This window comes from Phycicoccus mangrovi, from assembly GCF_018729305.1.
GTDB classification, from domain to species: Bacteria; Actinomycetota; Actinomycetes; order Actinomycetales; family Dermatophilaceae; genus Phycicoccus; species Phycicoccus jejuensis.
In genome coordinates this window covers 44,883-65,002 of record NZ_JAHHWP010000024.1, presented here as the reverse complement: position 1 = coordinate 65,002, position 20,120 = coordinate 44,883, and the positions used below count along the sequence as shown (strand labels likewise).

Annotated in this window: 13 protein-coding genes and 2 pseudogenes; 11 read left to right on the top strand and 4 right to left on the bottom strand. The window is 70.3% G+C overall.

The genetic code is table 11. The features are described from left to right. The first annotated feature begins 288 nt into the window (after positions 1-288). Both KMZ30_RS19360 and KMZ30_RS19355 read left to right on the top strand, forming a co-directional pair. Complete coding sequence (locus KMZ30_RS19360) at positions 289-633, top strand: hypothetical protein (RefSeq protein WP_215520147.1); 345 nt, start codon at positions 289-291, stop codon at positions 631-633. A 47-nt stretch (positions 634-680) separates the two neighbouring features. Continuing rightward, positions 681-1,265: a hypothetical protein gene (locus KMZ30_RS19355; protein ID WP_215520146.1), complete on the top strand. Its 585-nt coding sequence runs from the start codon at positions 681-683 to the stop codon at positions 1,263-1,265. On the opposite strand, the gene KMZ30_RS19350 is transcribed toward KMZ30_RS19355, so the two are convergent. The 3 genes from KMZ30_RS19350 to KMZ30_RS19340 form a co-directional block, all read right to left on the bottom strand. Further along, entirely contained in the window at positions 1,258-2,448 is a 1,191-nt protein-coding gene (locus KMZ30_RS19350) for a hypothetical protein (protein ID WP_215520145.1), read from the bottom strand. The genes KMZ30_RS19355 and KMZ30_RS19350 overlap by 8 nt on opposite strands. Positions 2,449-2,563: 115 nt before the next feature. Beyond that, positions 2,564-3,679 (bottom strand): helix-turn-helix domain-containing protein, encoded by a 1,116-nt coding sequence (locus tag KMZ30_RS19345; RefSeq protein ID WP_215520144.1) that lies wholly within the window; start codon positions 3,677-3,679, stop codon positions 2,564-2,566. Then, positions 3,672-4,310: a hypothetical protein gene (locus tag KMZ30_RS19340; RefSeq protein ID WP_215520143.1), complete on the bottom strand. Its 639-nt coding sequence runs from the start codon at positions 4,308-4,310 to the stop codon at positions 3,672-3,674. Before KMZ30_RS19340 ends, KMZ30_RS19345 begins: the two co-directional genes overlap by 8 nt. A 67-nt stretch (positions 4,311-4,377) precedes the next feature. Here KMZ30_RS19340 and KMZ30_RS22695 point away from each other — a divergent pair. The 8 genes and pseudogenes from KMZ30_RS22695 to KMZ30_RS19305 all read left to right on the top strand — a co-directional run. Then, positions 4,378-4,758 (top strand): annotated as a pseudogene (locus tag KMZ30_RS22695) (site-specific integrase); the annotation flags it as partial. A 377-nt stretch (positions 4,759-5,135) separates the two neighbouring features. Next, positions 5,136-5,618, top strand: a complete 483-nt coding sequence (locus tag KMZ30_RS21865; RefSeq protein ID WP_226905277.1) for a tyrosine-type recombinase/integrase — start codon at positions 5,136-5,138, stop codon at positions 5,616-5,618. Further along, the gene (locus KMZ30_RS22525; RefSeq protein WP_215520141.1) at positions 5,615-8,161 is read left to right on the top strand and encodes a DUF6262 family protein; all 2,547 of its coding nucleotides are present in this window, start codon (positions 5,615-5,617) and stop codon (positions 8,159-8,161) included. Before KMZ30_RS21865 ends, KMZ30_RS22525 begins: the two co-directional genes overlap by 4 nt. Before the next feature lie 232 nt (positions 8,162-8,393). Then, the gene (dprA, locus tag KMZ30_RS19325) at positions 8,394-9,332 is read left to right on the top strand and encodes a DNA-processing protein DprA (protein WP_215520140.1); all 939 of its coding nucleotides are present in this window, start codon (positions 8,394-8,396) and stop codon (positions 9,330-9,332) included. Further along, the gene (locus tag KMZ30_RS19320; RefSeq protein WP_215520139.1) at positions 9,329-10,171 is read left to right on the top strand and encodes a ComF family protein; all 843 of its coding nucleotides are present in this window, start codon (positions 9,329-9,331) and stop codon (positions 10,169-10,171) included. Before dprA ends, KMZ30_RS19320 begins: the two co-directional genes overlap by 4 nt. 257 nt (positions 10,172-10,428) lie before the next feature. Further along, positions 10,429-10,833, top strand: a pseudogene (locus tag KMZ30_RS19315) (transposase); the annotation flags it as partial. A gap of 179 nt (positions 10,834-11,012) precedes the next feature. Next, positions 11,013-12,296: an IS256 family transposase gene (locus tag KMZ30_RS19310; protein ID WP_215512103.1), complete on the top strand. Its 1,284-nt coding sequence runs from the start codon at positions 11,013-11,015 to the stop codon at positions 12,294-12,296. A gap of 82 nt (positions 12,297-12,378) precedes the next feature. After that, positions 12,379-12,561 (top strand): hypothetical protein, encoded by a 183-nt coding sequence (locus KMZ30_RS19305; RefSeq protein WP_215512047.1) that lies wholly within the window; start codon positions 12,379-12,381, stop codon positions 12,559-12,561. A 62-nt stretch (positions 12,562-12,623) separates the two neighbouring features. On the opposite strand, the gene KMZ30_RS19300 is transcribed toward KMZ30_RS19305, so the two are convergent. Then, positions 12,624-13,118 carry a hypothetical protein gene (locus KMZ30_RS19300; protein ID WP_215512046.1) on the bottom strand — a complete coding sequence of 165 codons (495 nt, stop codon included), beginning with the start codon at positions 13,116-13,118 and terminating at the stop codon, positions 12,624-12,626. A gap of 735 nt (positions 13,119-13,853) precedes the next feature. Here KMZ30_RS19300 and mobF point away from each other — a divergent pair. Further along, positions 13,854-19,391, top strand: coding sequence for a MobF family relaxase (gene mobF, locus KMZ30_RS19295; RefSeq protein ID WP_215520137.1), 5,538 nt, complete (start codon positions 13,854-13,856; stop codon positions 19,389-19,391). Positions 19,392-20,120 lie beyond the last annotated feature (729 nt).

The window sequence follows — 20,120 nt, the reverse complement described above, 5'->3', positions numbered from 1 at the left end:
TCCACGACGTCGGTCGGCGGGCACTACGGCGAGGGGAACCACCCGACGGCCTGGTCTTCCCCCGGGCGGGAGTCGGGCCGTGGGGAGGTTCACGCCCGCACCTGTGCAGCGCCACCTCGAGTCTGAGCGACCGGTGTCGTCGGCCGCCCGTCGCCCCGACCGTCCCATCCCAAAGGAAGTTCTCGCCCTGGGCGAAAGCGCCCTATTCCCAACGTTTTACGGTGGATCTTTCACCTCATTAATGCTAATATAAGCATCATGTTTCTGGGTCTGCACGGTCCTCGCCAAGTGGTCGCCAAGACGCGTCGCGTGTGTCTGCCCAGTGCGATCACCGACGAGCTGGGCTGGGAGAAGGGGGGCTCCTGGGTTCGAGTGCGGACATCGTCATCGGCGCAGGAGCTGGTGGTGGAGGCGGCGGATCGGCAGCCGACCTCACGCCGGGATCGGGACCCGGATCGGGCGCGGCCGCTGGACGCTCAGGGGCAGGTGACCCTGCCTGCCCCACTGATGTCGCAGGTGGGCCTATCGCCCTCTGAGCCGTGGGTGTACTTCGCCCGGGCGGGGCGACGTCGGGCGGTGCGGATCATCCCGCAGCGGCTCGCGCTCACGGCATGGACGGAGATCGCGCAATGACCCGCCCGGGTCTATCGGGCCCGTCCCGGGTGGGGCAGGATGACCGGGTGCCCGTGTTGGACCTGTCGCCCCGGATCGTCTATCGACGCGTTCGAGGCAACCTCGACTCGGCCGCAGGGTGGAGGGTCCAGGTAGGCGGGGTGCTCGAGGCGGCGCGGTGGGCAGGCACTGTGCTGGCGCCGGCGGACATCCTGGGGTCCGTGGTGGTTCCGGTGGTCTCGTTCACCGGGGCCCGTGAGCGGGTGCGGACCGGCCAGGGGCCGATGCTGGATCTGGAGACGTTGGATGTGTGGGAGACCATGCCGACCGATCAGACACCTGCGGCTCCGCTGCGCATCGTCGGCTTCATCGCGACCGCCACGCGGTGGTCGACCGCAGTCGAGCAGGTTCGCTCCCTTGCCGGTCTCGGCGCGGGCCTGGTCGTGACCGGCCGCCCGAGAAGCTCCCTGTCGCTGTTGGATGCCGACGCGACCGGTGTCTGGGTTGTCGGTGTACCGCCGTGCGAGCCCGAACCACGGCTGTGGGTGACCGGTCGGGTGGGACCCGCCGCTACGGCAACGCGGGTGACCGCCACGCGCCTGATGGAGGAGGCGCTGTTCGCGCACGCCCTGGACTGCGGTCTGGTCAGATGATCGGCTGCTGGGTGTTGCCGTGGTGCCAGTGAGCCAAGAACTCCTGCGGAGCCCAGGGAGACCCGGAGGGGTTCGACGCAGCGCCGTGGGCGGCCTGGGCGGTGGTGACCATGTCGTCCCACGCCTGGATCGGGTGCGTGGTGACGGCGCGGGTCTGCAACTGGGCGCCGAGTTCGGCGATGACGGTGACCGAGTGCTGGAACGCGGCCGTGACCGCGTGCTGGCTGGCCCGGATCCAGTCGAGGTTCCGGCCGCGGCACAGCCAGCACCCGCACTGCCACATCGGCAATGTTGGGCTGAGCAGGTAGGCCTTGGCGAACCGGTCGGCCTGGACATAGGTGAGCAGGTCAGGCACCACGAAGGCGAGCTTCTCCGGGCCCCCGCCTGGCTTCGGTGGGATCGGGAAGTTGTGCCGCAGGCCTGAGTGCGTGCCGACCCCAGCGGCGACCGCGCCATGAGCGATCGCGCCCAGCGCCGAGGTGTCGGTGCGTAGGACGAGGACCGGGACGCTCGCGCCGTGCAGGAGGTGGATGAGCCCGTCGACGACCCCCTCGGCACCGCACGGGTCGTTCTTGTGCTCCAGGATGACGGCCACCGGCTTGTCCTGCTCGTTGATCAGCGCCACGATCGCGGGCGCGTCGTCGCGCAGGACCTCATGCGGCATCGCCAACGGGACGATCACCCGATCGGGCAGCACCTGAGCCTCGGCCAGGATCCGCGCGACGTCGGAGACGGTGTAGGCGAAGCCGGGGTCGGCCATCGCCCAGGGCAGGCCCAAGACCGTGAGCTGGTCGGTGACCCACTGCGTGGACATGGCGTCGGTGACGAGTGCGCGGTTCTTGCCGGAGTAGCGGTTGCGGTCGATCAGGATGTCCGCGCTCGGAGCCGACTGGCGGGTCAGGGCAACGGCCGCTCGGGCATTGGCGAAATGGGTGCTCTTCCGGCCGAGATGCTCGATGGTGTGGACGACACCGACGCCGGCGTGCGCGATGACGGCGGCCGTGGTCGCGGCCTCGCCGTCGTAGGCCTGAACCAGCAGGTTGCTGGAGAAGCCGGGCAGGACCTGCCGGGGAAGCGCCAGCGCCGGCGGCCCGATGACCGTGGGCGGCTCGGCCGGGAGTGACACGCTGAGCGCGGGCAAGCCCAGCGGCAGCACCGTCGACTGGTGGGGTTCGTTCACCATGGTCGCCTCCTTCTCACGGCCGGTTGTGTCGAGGATCTCGATGGTAGTGACGCAACCGGACATTGCGTCGACCCACACACACCCGGCCTGTGGATAGGTAGGTGCCCCGGGCTGTTCATGGGACGAGCCGCAGCCGGGTCGGAGGTGTCGCGGCGGGGTCCGGTGGGTCGTAGCGCGCCTTGAACGGGACCAGGTTCATCCGGGCGGCCCGCGCCAACTCCTCCACGCTCCACTGGTGTTCGTTGACGTGGACTTCCATGACCCGCCGCAGCGTGGCTGGCCGTTCATTCGGCAGCGTGCCGGGCTCCTTCTCGTGCCACTTCATCTGGCGGAGCCTGATCTGGAACTCGCGGTACTGGCGGTCGCTGATCGTCCCGAGATCTCTGGCACGGCGGATCAGCGCGGCGATCGAGACACCCCACTGCGCCTTCAGCTCGAGCAGCTTGGGGAAGTCCCGGGTGGTCAACCCGACCAACGCGGGCCGGATGTCGGCCGCAGGCATGAGGAACTCGGAGGCGAACTGGTCGGCCTCGAGCTCCTGGTTTTCACTGGGCAGGGTGTGCATGATCAAGTGCCCGGCTTCGTGGCACGTGGTGAATCGTTGCCGGTCCGGGTCCAGCCCCTCGTTGAGGACCATGATCGGCGGCTGCCCGGGCCCGTGCGGCCAGGTGGACACCGCGTCCTGGGCGCGGGTGCCCAAGGGGCGGATCACGATGATGATGCCGACGGCCTCCAGCAGGGCCAGGACGTTCTGGATGGGGCCGCTGGGGACGCGCCACGCGGCCCTGAGCGCGCGGGCGACCGCGGCTGGGTCACCGCTGTAGGCGTCGATGTCCAGGCGTTGAAGCTCCACTTCGGGGGCGAGCTCGATGTCGCTGAGCAGCCCCTCGACCGAGACCCGGGACAGGTGGGTCATCGCCTCGATGCGGCGCATCGCGACCGCGTTGATCTTGGAGTGCCGTCGCCGGTGATGCAGGCAGGTGACCTCCACCCCCTGGATCGGGGTGTCATCCACCAGCAGCGCGACCGGACAGTCCAGCACCGCCGCGATCTGCTCGAGCCGCTCCCCGCTCAGGTCGAGCAGGCCGGCCTCGACCTTGGAGATGAAGGCCTGGGACATGGGCTGACCATCGGGTGCCACGTCCTTGATCGCCTCGGCGACCTGCGCCTGGGACATCCCCTTGGCCTCACGCGCCAGCGTGACCATCCGCGGCTTGGCGACCTCAGGCATCGGAGGAGGCTCGCTGGGCGAGTCGCTGCGCGGCCGCGGCCCTGGCGGAGCGAATGATGGGAGGCGAGAGCGGGACCAGCGGCAGCTGCGTCGGCGCCACAACGGTGGCGCAGCCACCTGGCAGGTCCAACACATAGTGGACCCGGGAGCCGATGTGACACACCAGCGCCATCCGCTCGATCGCCATCTCCGCAGCATCCAGGACGTACCCGGCGGTGAGGACCGTCGCCTCCGGCTCCGCCGGGAACAACGGATCCCCGAGGTGGAACGCCAGTTTGGTCGCCCGCTCGGAGTCGCTGACACAGATCTGCAGGGCGGGTGTGAGCTTGCGGAACCGAGCCTGCACGCGGCCCCCGTCCAGGCGGACCCACGGTCGGCCGTACCGATCGTCGACCTCCACCCCGGCCACCCCCGCGAACACCCGATGCGCCGGCTCCCGGGTGAAGTCCGAGACCAGCATGCCGCGCGTGCTCGCCCCCGCACCCGACATCTGGCGCGGCGCCGCCGAACGCACCGCGACCAGGGAGGACCACGCCTGCTCCAACACCTGCGCGAACCGTCCCGCGTGCTCGGCCACGATCGGCTCGACCGCCTCCCTGGACAAGGGCAGCTCCTGGACCGACTCGAACATCGGGCACCTCCTTTGTTCCTTGACATCCCATCTACGGTTATGTCTTGGTTATGAAAACGATAGCAAAATGCCGGTCAGGATTGCGGTCTCTGGTGGGCGTGTCGCGATGAGCCAGGTCCGTGCAGCCGGTCTGCCCAGTGGTGTCCGCACGCACACGGTCACCGGCGAGGACGGCCTGCCGATCGGCCCGGTCGAGGAGTACCTGGCGTTCCTGCGCGCCGACCAGGCCAGCCCGCACACCGTCCAGGCGTACGCCCGGGGCCTGGCCGCGTGGTGGGACCTGCTGGCCGACCAGGACCTGGACTGGCGCGACTTCCCCACCGGCGCGTTCGGGTCCTTCCTGGCCTACCTGCGCACCGGCGACCTGCCCTCGGTCCGCCGCGTCGGACCCGAACCAACCTGGCTGGCACCGGCCAGCGTCACCCAACGCTCCGCCGCGGTGCTGGCGTTCTACTCCTGGCACGCCGCCGCACACGACCTGACCGTCCCGATGCAGCGGCTCTACACCAGCTGGGGACGGGTCCGGGCCAGCCGCTACCAGCCGATGCTGACCGGCGTCGCCGACCACGCCCAACCCCGCGCACCCAAGCCGATCTACCGCGGTCGGCGCGGCAACAAGGCACGCCCGCCGATCCTGACCCCCGCCCAAGTCCAGCTCGTCCTGGGCGCATGCAACCCCAGCGCCGACACACCCACCGCGCGCCTGGTCGCCGCCCGGGACCGGCTCTTCTTCACCCTCCTCGCCGAGACCGGCCTACGCCTGGGTGAGGCGCTCGGGCTGCGGCACGTGGACCTTGTCACCGGCGCCGGCGACACCCCCCCCGGCTGCGCGTCACCCCGCGCACCGACCACCCGCACGGGTGCCGGGTCAAGAACGACAAGGCCCGCGAGATCTACATCAGCGACGAGCTCGAGGCGCTCTACTCCGCCTACGTGTGGGTCCTGGTCGACGCCGGCATCGACCTGTTCGTCGCCGACGTCGCCCAGCACTGGGTCTTTGTCAACCTCGCCCGGGACCCGATGTTCGCGCCCCTGTCCCCGAACACCGTCTACGACAAGGTCGCCGCGATCACCGCCGCCCACCCCCGCCAGCTCCCAGCCAAGTGGTCCCCACACTGGCTGCGGCACACCCACGCCACGGCCCTGCTCCTGGCCGGCGCCGCACCCCATGTCGTGATGCGTCGCCTCGGTCACGCGGACTACCAGACCACCCTCGAGCAGTACGGGTGGGTCACCGCCGAGGCCGAGATGCGCGGGCTGGCCGAGTGGCGCAGCTACACCGCCGGCTGGAAAGGCCTGGGCCAGTGACCCGCGACCGGCGCACCCTGCGCCCGGCCATCACCAGGCCGACGACACACGTGCGGTCGGCGTGGCAGCGACAAGCCGACCGCGTCCCACCCGAGTGGGCCGACCCGGTCTACGTCATCGACACCGCGCCCTACCGAGAACTGTTCACCCAGAACGCGAACTACCAGCCTGGTCGCGCCTTCGACTTCGGACCCACCGGACAAGACCGGATGCGCGCCGAGACCGCGTGGTGGCTGTGGACCTGCTGGCGCGAAGGCCTACGCAACGTCGAACCGTCCATACTGCGCTGGTGGTCAGACTCCCTCGCCGCCCTGGCCGCCGCCCGCGCACCCCTCGCCGGAGGCACCCCGGCCTCGATCGCCGACTTAGCCCCAGCACTGGTGGTCCGCGAGGCCCTGCGCGCGTTCACCGACCGCAACGACCGCACCCCCTCCCCGGGCAACCTGCGCAACCTCACATCCATCGCCGAACACGCCCACGCCTACATCAGCATCCGCGGCAGCGACCAGCCCTGGTGGGCGCACGACACGTGGGACCTGCGCATCGACGACCGGATACCCCGCCGCCCCCACGAACCCGCCGCCCACAAGCCCGTCCGGCTCGCCTCGATCGAACCGGCGTGGCTGCGCGAGGGGGTCCGGTTCTGGCTGCGGACCGCGCTAACCGGGCAGCTGTACCGGTGGACCACCATCACCACCCGAGCAGCGACCATCGGCACCTACTTCTCACCCTGGGTCGCAGCCCACGGCGACACCCACCCCGCACTCACCGACACCAGCGGTGACCTGCGTGAGGCATTCACCGACTACCTGTCCTGGCTGCGCAGCCCCGCCGCGACCACCCGCGGGACCCCGCTGGCCGAGGAGCAGGTCGGCTCGATCCAAGACCACGTCCAAGCGTTCTACCGGTTCATGCTCGACCACGCCGACCAGGCGATCGCCGCAACCGGCGACCCGCGCTGGGGCGACCTGACCGAGGCCCACGCCCGACTCTGGATCACCACCCGGCGGCGCCGCCGCAGCCACGCACCCCGACTCGAGGACTGGATCGGCGCCGCCGACATGGCCCGCATGGTCGCCTGCCTGCCGATCCTGTCCGCGCCCACCACCGAGACCGTCACGATCGCCCTGCCCGGCGGTCACGAGATCACCAGCCCCGGGATCGGCGACCCTCAGGCCGCCCATGCCTGGCTGCTGCAGGCGATGACCGGCCGCCGGGTCTCCGAGATCCTCATGATCGACTTCGACCCCCTCACCGCCATCCCCGGCGTCGACCCCGACACCGTCGCCGAAGACGAATACATCGCCCGCCTGACCTACCAACAAACCAAGGTCGACGGCGTCGACAACACGATCCTCATCGAGGGCGCCGCGGTCCACCTGATCCACGAACAGCAGGAGTACGCCCGCTCCCGCGTCGAGACCGGCACGACACCCACCTATCTGTTCCTGGATCTGCGGCACAACCACAAAGGCCTGCGCCCGCGCGGCTACCCCTCCCACGGCAAAGCCCTCTCACGTCTCGATCAGATCGTCGCCCTGCGCGACAGCGACGACAAGCCGCTGCGGTTCACCAGCACCCACCGGCTCCGACACACCAAGGCCACCGAGATGATCGAGGCCGGCGTCCCCATCCACGTCGTCCAGCGCTACTTCGGTCACGCCTCACCCGAGATGCTCATGCGCTACGCCGCCACCCTCGCCTCCCGAGCCGAACACGAGTTCCTCAAGGCCAAACGCGCCGGCGCCTTCGGCACCCCGCTGACCATGAACGCCACGGACCTGTACGAGATCACCGCCCTGTCCGGGCGCACCGACCGGATCCTCCCCAACGGGCTGTGCCTGCTGCCGCCGGTGTCAGTCTGCGAGAAAGGCAACGCCTGCCTCACCTGCGGACACTTCGCCACCGACACCCGGCACCTGCCCGACCTGCACGAACAACGACGCGCCACCCTCGAACTTATCGAGATCCGCCAAGGCGCCTTCGCCCAGCGCCAGGCACCCCAGGCCCGACAACCACGTCTGGCTCCAGCAACGCCACCGAGAACTCGACTCCCTCGACGCCATCACCACCGCCCTGAACTCGGCCGACACCGTCACGGGTGCCGGCACCCCAGCACGAACCACAACGGAGGAACCGTGATCGGACCCGAGCATCTCATCGCCGCCCGACGAGCCCGCGCCGACGACACCCGCCACCGGGCCGACAAGGCTCTGGCCAAGATGATCCGGGCACGAGAACCCATCACCTTCGCAACCGTCGCAGCACGCGCCGGCGTCTCTCGCGAATACCTCTACCGCGTGCCCGAACTCGCCGCCAAGATCCGCGATGCGCGGTCCTCCACTCCCGTCCGGATCAGCGCCGAAGCAAGCGAAGCGCCTCACTCGGTCATCGCGGCTCTGCGCGATCACATCCGCCGCCTCGAGGTCCAGCACGCCACAGACCTCTCGCACCTCCGCGCCGAGAACACCCGGCTACGCCGCGAGCTCGAGGCCGCACTGGGACAAATCCTGACCAGAGACGCCGCCGGTCTCAGAGACTGACAGTGCCCGGCTCTCGGACGACGGCCGGGCCCACGTGAGGGCAGGACGCACTCCGTCTGGCGCTCTGACCGTGACACCCGCGCGGGCCGACCCACCACCTCATGGTCCGGCTGCCGGCGGGGGTGCGGCCTGTGTGCACGCCTCAGCACTATCTGCGACCTCGATAGGTGATTGTCGGTGCCCGATGCCACACTGGGCACGTCCTCGAACAGATCCACGAGAGTAGAGCGACATGAATGAAGCCACCCGACGCATCCTCACCCTGTGCGCGATCCGAATCGACGGCAAGAGCCTGGACTGGAGCCTGATCGCTCGCGCCGCCCGAGACGGCCAACTCGACGAACTCTGGGACGGTCACGTCCCCGCACGAGAGACGACACAGGCCCGCGCCGTCGCCACCGCCCTCCTCCACGCCGGCCTACGAGGCCTCGACGAGCCGCGAGCACGCGTGGACGCCGAACTGGACGCCGGTCACCGCGCCGGGGCAAGGCTGATCACCGTCCTCGACGAGGACTACCCATCCAACCTGCGGCAGGTGCCCGACCTGCCCCCCTTCCTGTTCGTTCTCGGACAGCACCACGCAGCGGACGAGCGCGCCGTCGCCGTCGTCGGTACCCGACAAGCCACCGACACCGGGCTGCGACGAGCCAGCCGTCTGGCCACCGAGCTGACCCAGCAGGGCGTAACCATCGCCTCCGGCCTCGCCCGCGGGGTCGACACGGTCGCACACACCGCAGCCCTGGACGCCGGAGGACGCACCTTGGCAGTGATCGGTACCGGCATCACCCGCTGCTACCCCGCCGAGAACAAGACCCTCGCTGAGCAGATCACCAGGCACGGCGCAGTGATCAGTCAGTTCTGGCCCACCCGCGCCCCCGGCCGAGACACCTTCCCCCGACGAAACCGGGTCACCAGCGGTATCAGCCTGGGCACCGCCGTCATCGAAGCCTCCAGCACCTCCGGAGCGAAAATGCAGGCCCGACTAGCGTCCGAGCACGGCAAACACGTCTGGCTCCTGGCATCGCTAGTGACTGCTCAGCCGTGGGCCCAGAAGATGATCTCTCAAGGTCGCGCCCGAACCGTGTCGACCACCGCAGACATCCTTGAGGATCTCAGCGTCCCCGCCACCACCGCGCCCGCCGCCGTCCAGGACACCTTGGACCTGTCATGAGCTACCGCGGATTCAATAAGCCGATCAGCACGAACTGGACCACGCGAGACTGGCTCAGCTGGGCCATGGATGAACGGCTCTTGCTGGACGTGCGCACCGACATCCCCGAAGGCGTCTGCGCGGGCTGCTACGGCGGAACGGACAAGACCTACGAGGACACTACTTTCGTCCGCGATCCCAGCGGCTTCATGACTCTGCACACAGAACTCCGACGATGGCCCAGATGCTTTCCCTGCAACAGCTTCGACGGTCTCGATGGGATCCTGCCCATCTCGTACAGCCTGGGCAATCGGCTCGAGTCGGCGATCTGGCGGGCTAAGAACGACACCGCGCATCGCTGGCTCAATGTCCCCCTCGCCTCCATCCTGCACACCTTCCTCAGTAGCCACCTGGAGTGCATCGAGGACAAGTGGGGACCGGTGGACGTCATCACCGTCGTTCCGTCTCACGCCACTGCACGTGGGGGGTGGGACCACATGAAGGACCTCATCAGCAAGGTTCGCACCTGGCCAGGTAAAGGTGTGTGGGAGCTCGACCTGCTGGAAAAGGTCGGCCTATCCAACGCCGACACGCGCCGCGACCGACCACGTGCCGACCTGTTCCAACTGATGCCCGACAAGGGCGCCATCGAGGGTCAGCGCGTTCTACTGCTGGACGACACCTACACCACCGGAGGCACACTTCGCTCAGCCGGCCTCGCCGTCAAGGCAGCCGGCGGACAACCGATCGCCGTCACCATCGGACGCCAAGTCCGGAACGACCAATACGGCGCTCACATCGTCGCCGACGCAACGAACCGCGCCCCCTTGTTTGACCCTCGTCGATGCGCGATCCACTGACCGAGCGCCAGTGGCCCTCCCACCATCAGCCAAGTCGTCCACCACAGCTACCGACCAGGAGCCCAAACCACCCACACAGTGATGAGCAGTCCGATCACCATCACAATCACGAGGGCGAAACTACGGAGCAAGGTGGGCAACCCCTCTGCAACTACGTCGATCACACTGCCCCAGATAATGCGTGACCCACGTCGCGCCCAAGGTTGCCGCCACTCGGTCAGTCATGTCGATGACACCCAAACACTCACCCCAGATAAGCGGTCTTCCGCACGATCTTCGCCCAACCCAGCCTCACCCCAATGGCCGCGCATTGGGACAAGGTCCGCGACGAGCTCGCCGCGCGCTACCCCAAGATCGGGCCACTGATGGACGCCGCCAAGACCGAGGTCCTGGCGTTCGCGGCGTTCCCGCGCGAGCACTGGCGCAAGATCTGGTCCACCAACCCTCTGGAGCGGCTGAACAAGGAGATCAAACGCCGCTCCCGCGTCGTGGGGATCTTCCCTAACGAAGCCGCCGTCATCCGCCTCATCGGAGCCGTCCTGGCCGACACCCACGACGAGTGGGCCACCGACGAACGCCGCTACCTCTCCGAAGAATCCATGGCCAAGATCGCCACCATCGACGACACTGAAACCGTCGCCCTCACCGAGGGTGACCGGTAGGCATCGATGACCTCAAAGCCCACCACTCCGCGGGACTCTTACTAGACCGCCCTACAGCCTGGTTTCCAGATTCGGTGGTGGGGACTGTCCGCCAAACGGTGTTTCCGGCCTAGCACGCCGGCAGCTGCTGGCGGGAAGGTTGGTCACTGATGACCGAGACAGTCAGGGGCGGGAGCGCGATGCCCAAGGAAGCGAAGAAGCGGACGTCCTCGTCGACGGCGTCGGCCAAGGAGCGGGCGGCGATCACCGAGCTGGTGCGGGCTGCCCGGGAACGCGGCGACGACATCACCGGCCCGGACGGGCTGCTGAAGTCGATCACCGCCTCAGTGCTCGAGGCGGCGCTGGAGGAGGAGATGACTGACCACCTGGGCCATCCCAAGCACCAGGCCCCCGAGCGCGGGGCCAGCAACATCCGCAACGGCACGCGAGGCAAGACGGTGCTGACCGACGCCGCCGGTGAGGTTCAGATCGACGTTCCGCGGGACCGGGCCGGCACGTTCGAGCCGGTGATCGTCAAGAAGCGCCAGCGACGCCTGTCCGATGTCGACGCGGTCGCGATCTCGCTGTACGCCAAGGGGCTGACCACCGGTGAGATCAGCGCGCACTTCGCCGAGGTCTACGGCGCGTCGATCTCCAAGGACACGATCTCGCGGATCACCGACCGGGTCGTGGAGGAGATGCAGGCCTGGTGCGCCCGCCCGTTGCAGGGGGTGTACGCGGCGATCTTCATCGACGCGATTTACGTCGAGGTCCGCGACGGGCAGGTCGGCAACCAGCCGTTCTACGCCGCGATCGGGGTCGACCTGGGCGGCCACCTGGACGTGCTCGGGCTGTGGGCCGGCAAGGGCGGTGGGGAGTCGGCGAAGTTCTGGATGAACGTCCTGACCGACCTGAAGAACCGCGGCGTGGCCGATGTGTTCTTCATCGTCTGTGACGGGTTGAAAGGCCTGCCCGACGCGGTCAACATCGTCTTCCCGGCCGCGATCGTCCAGGCCTGCGTGATCCACCTGATCCGGGCCACCCTGCGCTACGCCTCACGCAAGTACTGGGACCAGCTCGCCAAGGACCTGCGCGCGATCTACACCGCACCCAGCGTGGAGGCCGCTTGGGCGGCGTTCGAAGAGCTCGACGAGAAATGGGGCAAGCCCTACGCGGCCATCCCCAAGCTGTGGCGGGCCGCGTGGGAGGAGTTCACCCCGTTCCTGGCCTACGACGTCGAGATCCGCCGGGTCCTCTTCTCCACCAACGCCATCGAGTCCCTCAACGCCCGCTACCGCCGCGCGGTCGGAGCCCGGGGCCACTTCCCCACCGAGCAGGCCGCGCTCAAGACGCTGTACCTGGTCACCCGGGGCATGGACCCCAAAGGCACCGGGCAGGCACGATGGACCATGCGGTGGAAGCCCGCGCTCAACGCGTTCGCCGTCACCTTCGCCGACCGCATGCCGGCCGCCGAGAACCTCTAAAAATGAACGCCGGAAACACCGTTCATCGGACAGTCCCGGCCCCGGCGTCGTCTACGACCGGGCCGGGGTCGGCATCGTCTTCATGGACGAGCGTGGGCGCGACTTCACCTTCACCGACACCGGTCGCGCCCTCGAGGCGTGGTGCGGCCAGGGTGCGCGCCTGTCCCCCACGTTGGCCCGCGACCTCGCGACCGCGCTCGAGCGGTTCGCCGACTACGCCGAGGGCCACACCGCCTACGACCTGCCACCGGACACCCGCACCTGACCCAGCCACACGCTGCAGCGCCCGGCACGCGAGCCACCTCCGTGCCGGGCGCTGCACTGCGCTCACCACAACGCCATCTGCTCGCCGTACAGCGCCCGCAGCCGTTCCAGGTCCGCAGCCACCAGGGCAGGGTCCTGGCGTGCCAGGTCCCGCAGCTCGCGCGCCCTGGCCCGTGACCCGCGCGGGTCATCCAACGGGGAGCCGGAGATCGCCTTCCGGATCGCCCACTCCCGCCGGTTCTCGACGTATGACGAGGCCACCACGTGGCCCGGACCGACCCGCTGACACAACGGGTTGTCACAGCGGTGGCCCAGCACCGGCACCGCCGCCACGGCTTGGACCCCGTGGACCAGCGCGTACCCGAACCGGTGCGCGATCACCACCCGCTGTGGACCCAGCCAGAACCTCCCGTGGCCCCGCCCGGACAACGCCCCCGTCCACCACCAGCAGCCGCTGCCGTCGACCTCCACCACCTTGGAGCGGTACCGCTGCACCACCTCGGGCCGCCCGAGCGCACCAGCCAGCGCCCGCAGCCCACTGTCGTCCAGCCGCGCCACGGGCCCTCGATCAGCCGGCGGCCGGCACGCTGCCGGCCGCCGGCGCATCCGACTCCGTGCGCGACCCCGGAGGGGGGGGGGGGGGGGCCCGGGCGCCGCCCCCCCCCCGCCCCCCCCCCCCCCCCCCCGCCGCCCCCCCCCCCCCCCCCCCCCCCCCCCCCCCCGGGTCGGGCTCGGCCCCTGCGCCGAGCCCGACCCTCCGCAGCCGCACCGCCTCACGCGCGTCCACCTGACCGCCGCACCACTGCACCGCCTCGGCCAGGGTCAGGCCCTCATCCTCGGTCAGCGCCCGCAGCGCCTCCCCGGCCCGCGCCTCGCACTCACGCATCAGCTCGTCGCGCTCGGCCAGCGCCGTCACCACCGTGACCGCCAACCCACTGCGCCGCCGCTCCTGCTCCGCCCGCTCCTGCCGCAGCCGCGACTGAGCATCCAACGCCGCCCTCCTCGCCCGCTGCCGCGCCGTCTGATTCGGCATCACACACACCCCTTCCGCTGGTCGCATCCACCCCCCCTAAGCGCGCCGACAGCGCCGAAGAGTCACCACCACCCCAACCAGCCCGCCACGCGCCCTCCCGACCCCACCGGCGACGGCGTCCCCCCACGCGATCCCACGCCCCGCGACACCACCCGTCCGCGCCCGAGCGCACTGCCCCACACACCTCTTGCACCGACGGTCGTTTCAGCTTCAACCACTGATCCTTCGCGGCAGGATCGCCGCTTACGGATGGTGTGACGATGTCCATCCACAAGCTGACCGCCGGGAGCGGGTATGACTACCTGACCCGCCAGGTCGCGGCCCAGGACGTCACCGAACGTGGGCACTCCGGCCTGGCGTCGTACTACTCCGCCAAGGGCGAGGCGCCGGGCACTTGGCTGGGCTCGGGCCTGGCTGGCCTGGAGGGGGTGGCCGCCGGCGACATCGTCACCGCCGAGCAGATGCGCAACCTGTTCGGGGCCGGCCGCCACCCCCTGGCCGAGCACATGCGGGAGGAGGCCGCGGCCGCGGGACTGGACGTGCGCGCCCAGGACCACGCCAGCTGGTTGGGCCGGCCGTTCAACGTGTACGCCGGCGACGTCTCGGAGTTCCGCCGCCGGGTAGCCCAGCGGGTCGCCGCGGCGAACGCGGCTGCGGGGCTCCCGGCCGACGCGCCAGGCAGCCTGCAGGACCGGGCCCGGATCCGCACCGAGGTCGCCGTGGAGCTCTTCCGGGACGAGCACGGACGTGCCCCGGTAGACGCCCGGGAGGTGGCCGCGACCATCGCCAAGCACTCCCGGCCGCGCACCAACGCCGTGGCCGGCTACGACCTGACGTTCTCCCCGGTGAAGTCGGTGAGCACCCTGTGGGCCGTCGCTGCGCCGTCGGTCGCGGCCGCGATCGAGAAGGCCCACCACCAGGCCGTCAAGGACGCCCTGACCTACCTCGAGCAGCACGCCCTGTTCACCCGCGAGGGCGCCCACGGGGCCCGCCAGGTCGAGACCCGCGGCCTGCTCGCCGCCGCCTTCACCCACCGCGACTCACGCGCCGGCGACCCCGACCTGCACACCCACGTGGCCGTGGCGAACAAGGTGCAGGCCAGGGACAGCGGCGCGTGGCTGGCCATCGACGGGCGTCTGCTGTTCAAGGCCACCGTCGCCGCGTCCGAGACGTACAACACCCGCCTCGAGCACCACCTCCGCACCGCCCTGGGGGTGCGGTTCGCGGCCCGTCAGGACCCGCAGGCCGGCAAGCGGCCCATCCGGGAGATCGTCGGTGTCGCGCCGGCACTGAACCAGGTGTGGTCCTCACGCCGCACCAGCATCGAGGCTCGCCGCGAGGACCTGACCAAGACCTTCCAGGCCACCCACGGACGTCCCCCGACCCCGATCGAGTCGATCCGCCTGGCGCAGCAGGCGACGCTGGAGACCCGCGACGCCAAGCACGAACCCCGAAGCCTGCAGGAGCAGCGCACGACGTGGGCCAGAGAGGCGGCCGCCTCGCTCGGCGGCACGGATCAGGTGCAGGCGATGGTCACCGAGGCGCTCAACCCCAGCCCGCGTGCCGCGGCCCGCGTGGACAGCGCGTGGGTGGCCAAGACCGCCGTGCAGATCCTAGAAACGATGGCCGCGCGCCGCTCACACTGGCAGCGCTGGCACGTCGAGGCCGAGGCGCTGCGTCAGGTCCGCGGCACCGACCTGGCCGCCGGCGACATCGACCGCGTCGTGGCCCTCCTCGTCGACGACGTCCTGGCCCGCTCGGTGCCGCTGACCCGGCCCGGCGACGACGTCGAGGTCCCCGCTCAGCTGCAGCGCAGCGACGGCTCGAGCGTCTACACCGTCGCCGGGTCCGAGCTCTACACCGCCGGCGACCTGCTCGCCGCCGAGGCACGGATCGTGGCCGCGGCCGGCCTGGGTGACGGGATGGCCGTCCCGGCCAACCTCGTCGACCTGGCAATGCTCTCCTCAGCCGCCAACGGGCTCGCCCTCAACGCGGGCCAGGGCACCCTGGTGCGGGAGATGGCCACCTCCGGGGCGCGGCTCCAGCTGGCGATCGCACCGGCCGGCTCGGGCAAGACCACCGCCATGCGGGCCCTCACCCACGCCTGGACCGAGGCCGGCGGAGACGTCGTCGGCCTCGCCCCGTCCGCGGCCGCGGCCGCCGTCCTGGGTGAGCACCTCGACGCCTCCACCGACACGATGGCCAAGCTCGCCTGGCACCTCCAGCACACCGACCGCGAACCCCTGCCGGCCTGGGCTCAGGGCATCGGGCCACGCACCCTGGTCGTCATCGACGAGGCCGGAATGGCCGACACCCCGACCCTGGACACCGTCGTCCAGTACGTCCTGGCCCGCGGCGGCTCCCTGCGCCTGATTGGGGACGACCAGCAGCTCGCCGCAGTCGGCGCCGGCGGTGTCCTTCGCGACATCCAAGCCACCCACGGATGCCTCCACCTCAGCGAGCTCATGCGCTTCACCGACCCCGCCGAAGGCGCCGCGTCACTGGCACTGCGCGAGGGCCAACCCGAAGCGCTCGGCTTCTACCTCGACCGTGGCCGCGTCCACGTCGGGGACCTCTCGACCATCACCGACGACGTCTTCACCGCGTGGACCCAGGACCGTGCCACCGGCCGCGACGCCATCATGCTCGCCCCCACCCGCGACCTCGTCGCCGAGCTCAACGCCCGCGCCCGAGCCCACCGGCTGGCCACCGACCCCACCCCGGTATCGGCCGCCGCGGCACTGGCCGACGGCGCCCACGCCTCGCTCGGGGACACCGTCATCACCCGCAGCAACGACCGCAACCTGCGGACGACCTCGAGCGACTGGGTCAAGAACGGCGACCGGTGGCGCGTCAGCCACGTCGACGCCGACGGGTCGCTCACCGTCCAGCACCTTCGCAACGGCCACCACGTCCGCCTCCCCCACCGCTACGTCACCGCCTCCGTCGAGCTCGGCTACGCCTCCACCGTCCACACCGCTCAAGGCGTCACCGCCGACAGCTGCCACACCCTGGTCACCGGCGCCGAGTCCCGCCAGCTGGCCTACACCGCCGTCACCCGTGGCCGCCACGAGAACCACCTGTACCTCGAGGTAGTCGGCGACGGCGACGAGCACACCGTCATCAAGCCCGAGAGCACCCACCCGCTGACCGCGACCGACCTCCTCGAGCGCGTCCTGGCCCGGGACGACTCCTCCCGCTCGGCCACCACCCTGCGCCGCGAGGACCAGGACCCTGCCACCCAGCTCACCCACGCCGTCGCCCGCTACACCGACTCCCTGCACGTCGCCGCCGAAGCGAGGCTCGGCCCGGCAGTAATCGACCGCCTCGATCACACCGCCGACCTCCTCGTCCCCGACATCACCCGCGCCCCGGCCTGGCCCACCCTGCGAGCACACCTCATCCTGCGCTCCGCGCACGGCACCGACCCCCTCGAGGAGCTGCGGGCGGCCGCGGCCTCCCGCGAGATCGACATCGCCGCCGACGTCGCCTCCGTCCTCGACTGGCGCCTGGACGACACCGGCCTGCGCAGCGCCGGCACCGGCCCCCTCCCATGGCTGCCAGCCGTCCCCGAGGACCTGGCCGACGACCCCCAGTGGGGCCCCTACCTCGCCGCCCGAGCCGCCCGAGTCCGCGACCTGCGCGACCAGGTCCGCGACGACGCCACGACCGCTACCGCCCTGCCCACCTGGGCCCGGCAGGGCCAGGGCCGGCCCACCCCGCAGATCCTGGCCGACGTCGCCGTATGGCGCGCCGCCAACGGCGTCGACGCCACCGACCGCCGCCCCACCGGGCCGGTCCACCCCACCAAGGCCGGCTACCGCTACCAAGACACCCTCGAGGAACGGCTGCTCGCCGGGCGGACACCCGCGATGGCCGAGTGGGGACCCACCCTCGACACCGTGCTCATCCAGTCCCGCAAGGACCCGTTCACGCCCCTGCTCGCCGAGCGCCTCGCCGCACTCACCCGTGCCCGGATCGACGCGCCGGCCCTGCTCGGACGCGCCCTGAGCGAAGGCCCACTGCCCGACGACCACAACGCGGCCGCGCTCTGGTGGCGCCTGTCCCGTCACCTCTCCCCCGCCGTCGCCGCCCAAGCCGGCACCGAGCACCAGGTCATCGCCCCCTGGACACCCCAGCTGCCCGACATCGTCGGCCCCGAGCGGGCCGAGCAGCTGCGCACCTCCAGCTGGTGGCCCACGCTCGTCGCCGTCGTCGACCACGCCATGGCACGCGGCGCGAACTCCCACGACCTGCTCACCACCCCGCCGGCAGCGGACGCCGACCTCGACCCGTGCCAGGCCCTGGTCTGGCACATCTCCATCCAGAACGACCCCCCTCCCCCGCTCGAGCACCCTCTCGACCCCGCCACCGACACCCTCGACCAGGAGCGCAACCCGTTCTGGGAGGACGACCTCGAGCACCACGAGCTCTCACCCACCGACGCCGAGTGGGCGCAGCTGGTCCCCCTCGACGACACCGAGCCGGACCCCTGCGACACCGACGCAGACCCGGACCACCCCGACGACGAGCTCGACGAGCTCGCCGTCGCAGCCCACCTCACCCTCGCCGCGCAGTTCCGCCAGCACGCCGGCGTCCTCGAGCCCGAAGGGCGCGAGCTCGACGCCCTCCTGGCCCGCGCCTACGACGACGACACCGCCCCCGTCAGCCGCGCCCGCATCATCGAGCTCAACCAGGCCGCGCTGGACTACTACACCGCCCGCTACCCCGGCTCCTGGGCCCAGACCTACCTCACCGACCGCACCCGCACCGACCTCACCGGCGACCCCCACCTTCAGCCCGGCTACGCCCCCGCCGGCTGGACCCACCTCGTCACCCACCTACGTAGCCACGGAGCGACCGACCTCGAGCTCACCGAGTCCGGCCTGGCCACCTTCACTCGCAACGGACGCGTCATCGACCGCTTCCGCGACCGCCTCGTCCTGCCCATCACCATCACCGAACGTGACGGCACCACCAGCACGCTCGGCTTCGTCGGCCGCCGCCGCGACGACGCCGACGGACCCAAGTACCTCAACACCCCCGACACCCCCGCCTTCCACAAGGGCGCCCAGCTCTACACCCCCCGACCAGACCTCCTCGAGGCCGGCGCCGTTCCCGTCCTCGTCGAAGGCCCGCTCGACGCCATCGCCATCTCCCTGGCCGGCCAAGGCCACTACGTCGGGATCGCCCCACTCGGGACCGCCCTCACCGAAGAGCAGTCGCGCCAGCTGGCCACGGCCTCACACACCCACCACCAGAACCCGATCATCGCCACCGACGCCGACGACGCCGGCCGCACCGCCGCCCACCGCGACTACTGGCTCCTCGCGCAGCACAACCTCGACCCGGCCACCGTCGCGCTACGACCCGGTACCGACCCCGCCGACCTGCTCAACCTCTACGGCGCTAACGAGGTCTGCACGGCCCTAGCCGCCGTCACGCCTCTAGCCGACGCCCTCCTCCACGAACGCCTCACCCAACTCGACGGGATTCTCGGCGCTCGCCAGGCCCTAACCGTCCTCGCCGCCAGCCATCCGTCCCGCTGGGACGCTGGCATCGACTCGATCGCCGAAACCTCCGGTATCCCCCGTATCGTGCTCCGTCGCCACCTCGCCGACGCCGTAGCCCGTTGGGACGACGAGCCACACGACGTCGCAAACCAGCAGCTCGACGACATCAGGGCGACTCGAGCCCGGATGTCGCGTCAGACGGATCCTGCGCCCGACCAGGCACTTACATCACCACCAGCCCCGCCGACATCGCCCTCGCAGAATCACAGTCAGGTCTCTCGCTAGGCCCGGCGCCATCGGTCCAGGTTTCAGCCGTTGACCATCCCGATTGTCCGTCTCCCAGCGCTACACCAGTTGGAACCGGTTACGTTCTTGCGATGGGGATGAGGCCTACGGTCATCCGTCCGGTCCACGGCCGACTACAGCTGCGCATTCCCTACGCACCCGACAACCGTCAGTGGATTCACGAAGCCCTCGGTGATCGGATCCGGCCAACCTGGAGGAGGTCGGCTGGCCATTGGGCAATCGCTCGAAACCACCTATCTCCCCTCGTGGATGCTCTCCTCGACCGATGGCCAGAGGTCGAGGTGCACCTCGACTACCGCTCCACAGAGCAGTGCGACACCAGATGCCAGAACGCCAGGGGTGAGGACTGCACCTGCTCGTGTCTTGGCACCAACCACGGTGGAGCCGGGCACATCCAGCAGTGGCGTCAGGTGGGGTCGACAACCCTCGTTGGCTCCGAGACACACCGGGTCAGCAGGATCATCACCCGCTGACCTTCGGGACGGGGTCACACCCGGGGGAGGGTCCGAGTCAGTCGAGCGCCGGGCGCGGACCTAAGCCGGGCCGGCTCTCCCTGAAGTCATGTAGACACGACGCGAAGACAGCACGAAAGCTCAGCGGGTGAACCCAGTGCTGCGGGGCGCCTCGCCGGCGCCCCGCAGCACTGAACGTGGTCAGCCGTTCTCTGTGACCGTGGTGTTCGGGTTCCGCTGGGCAGTCCCCTTGGTC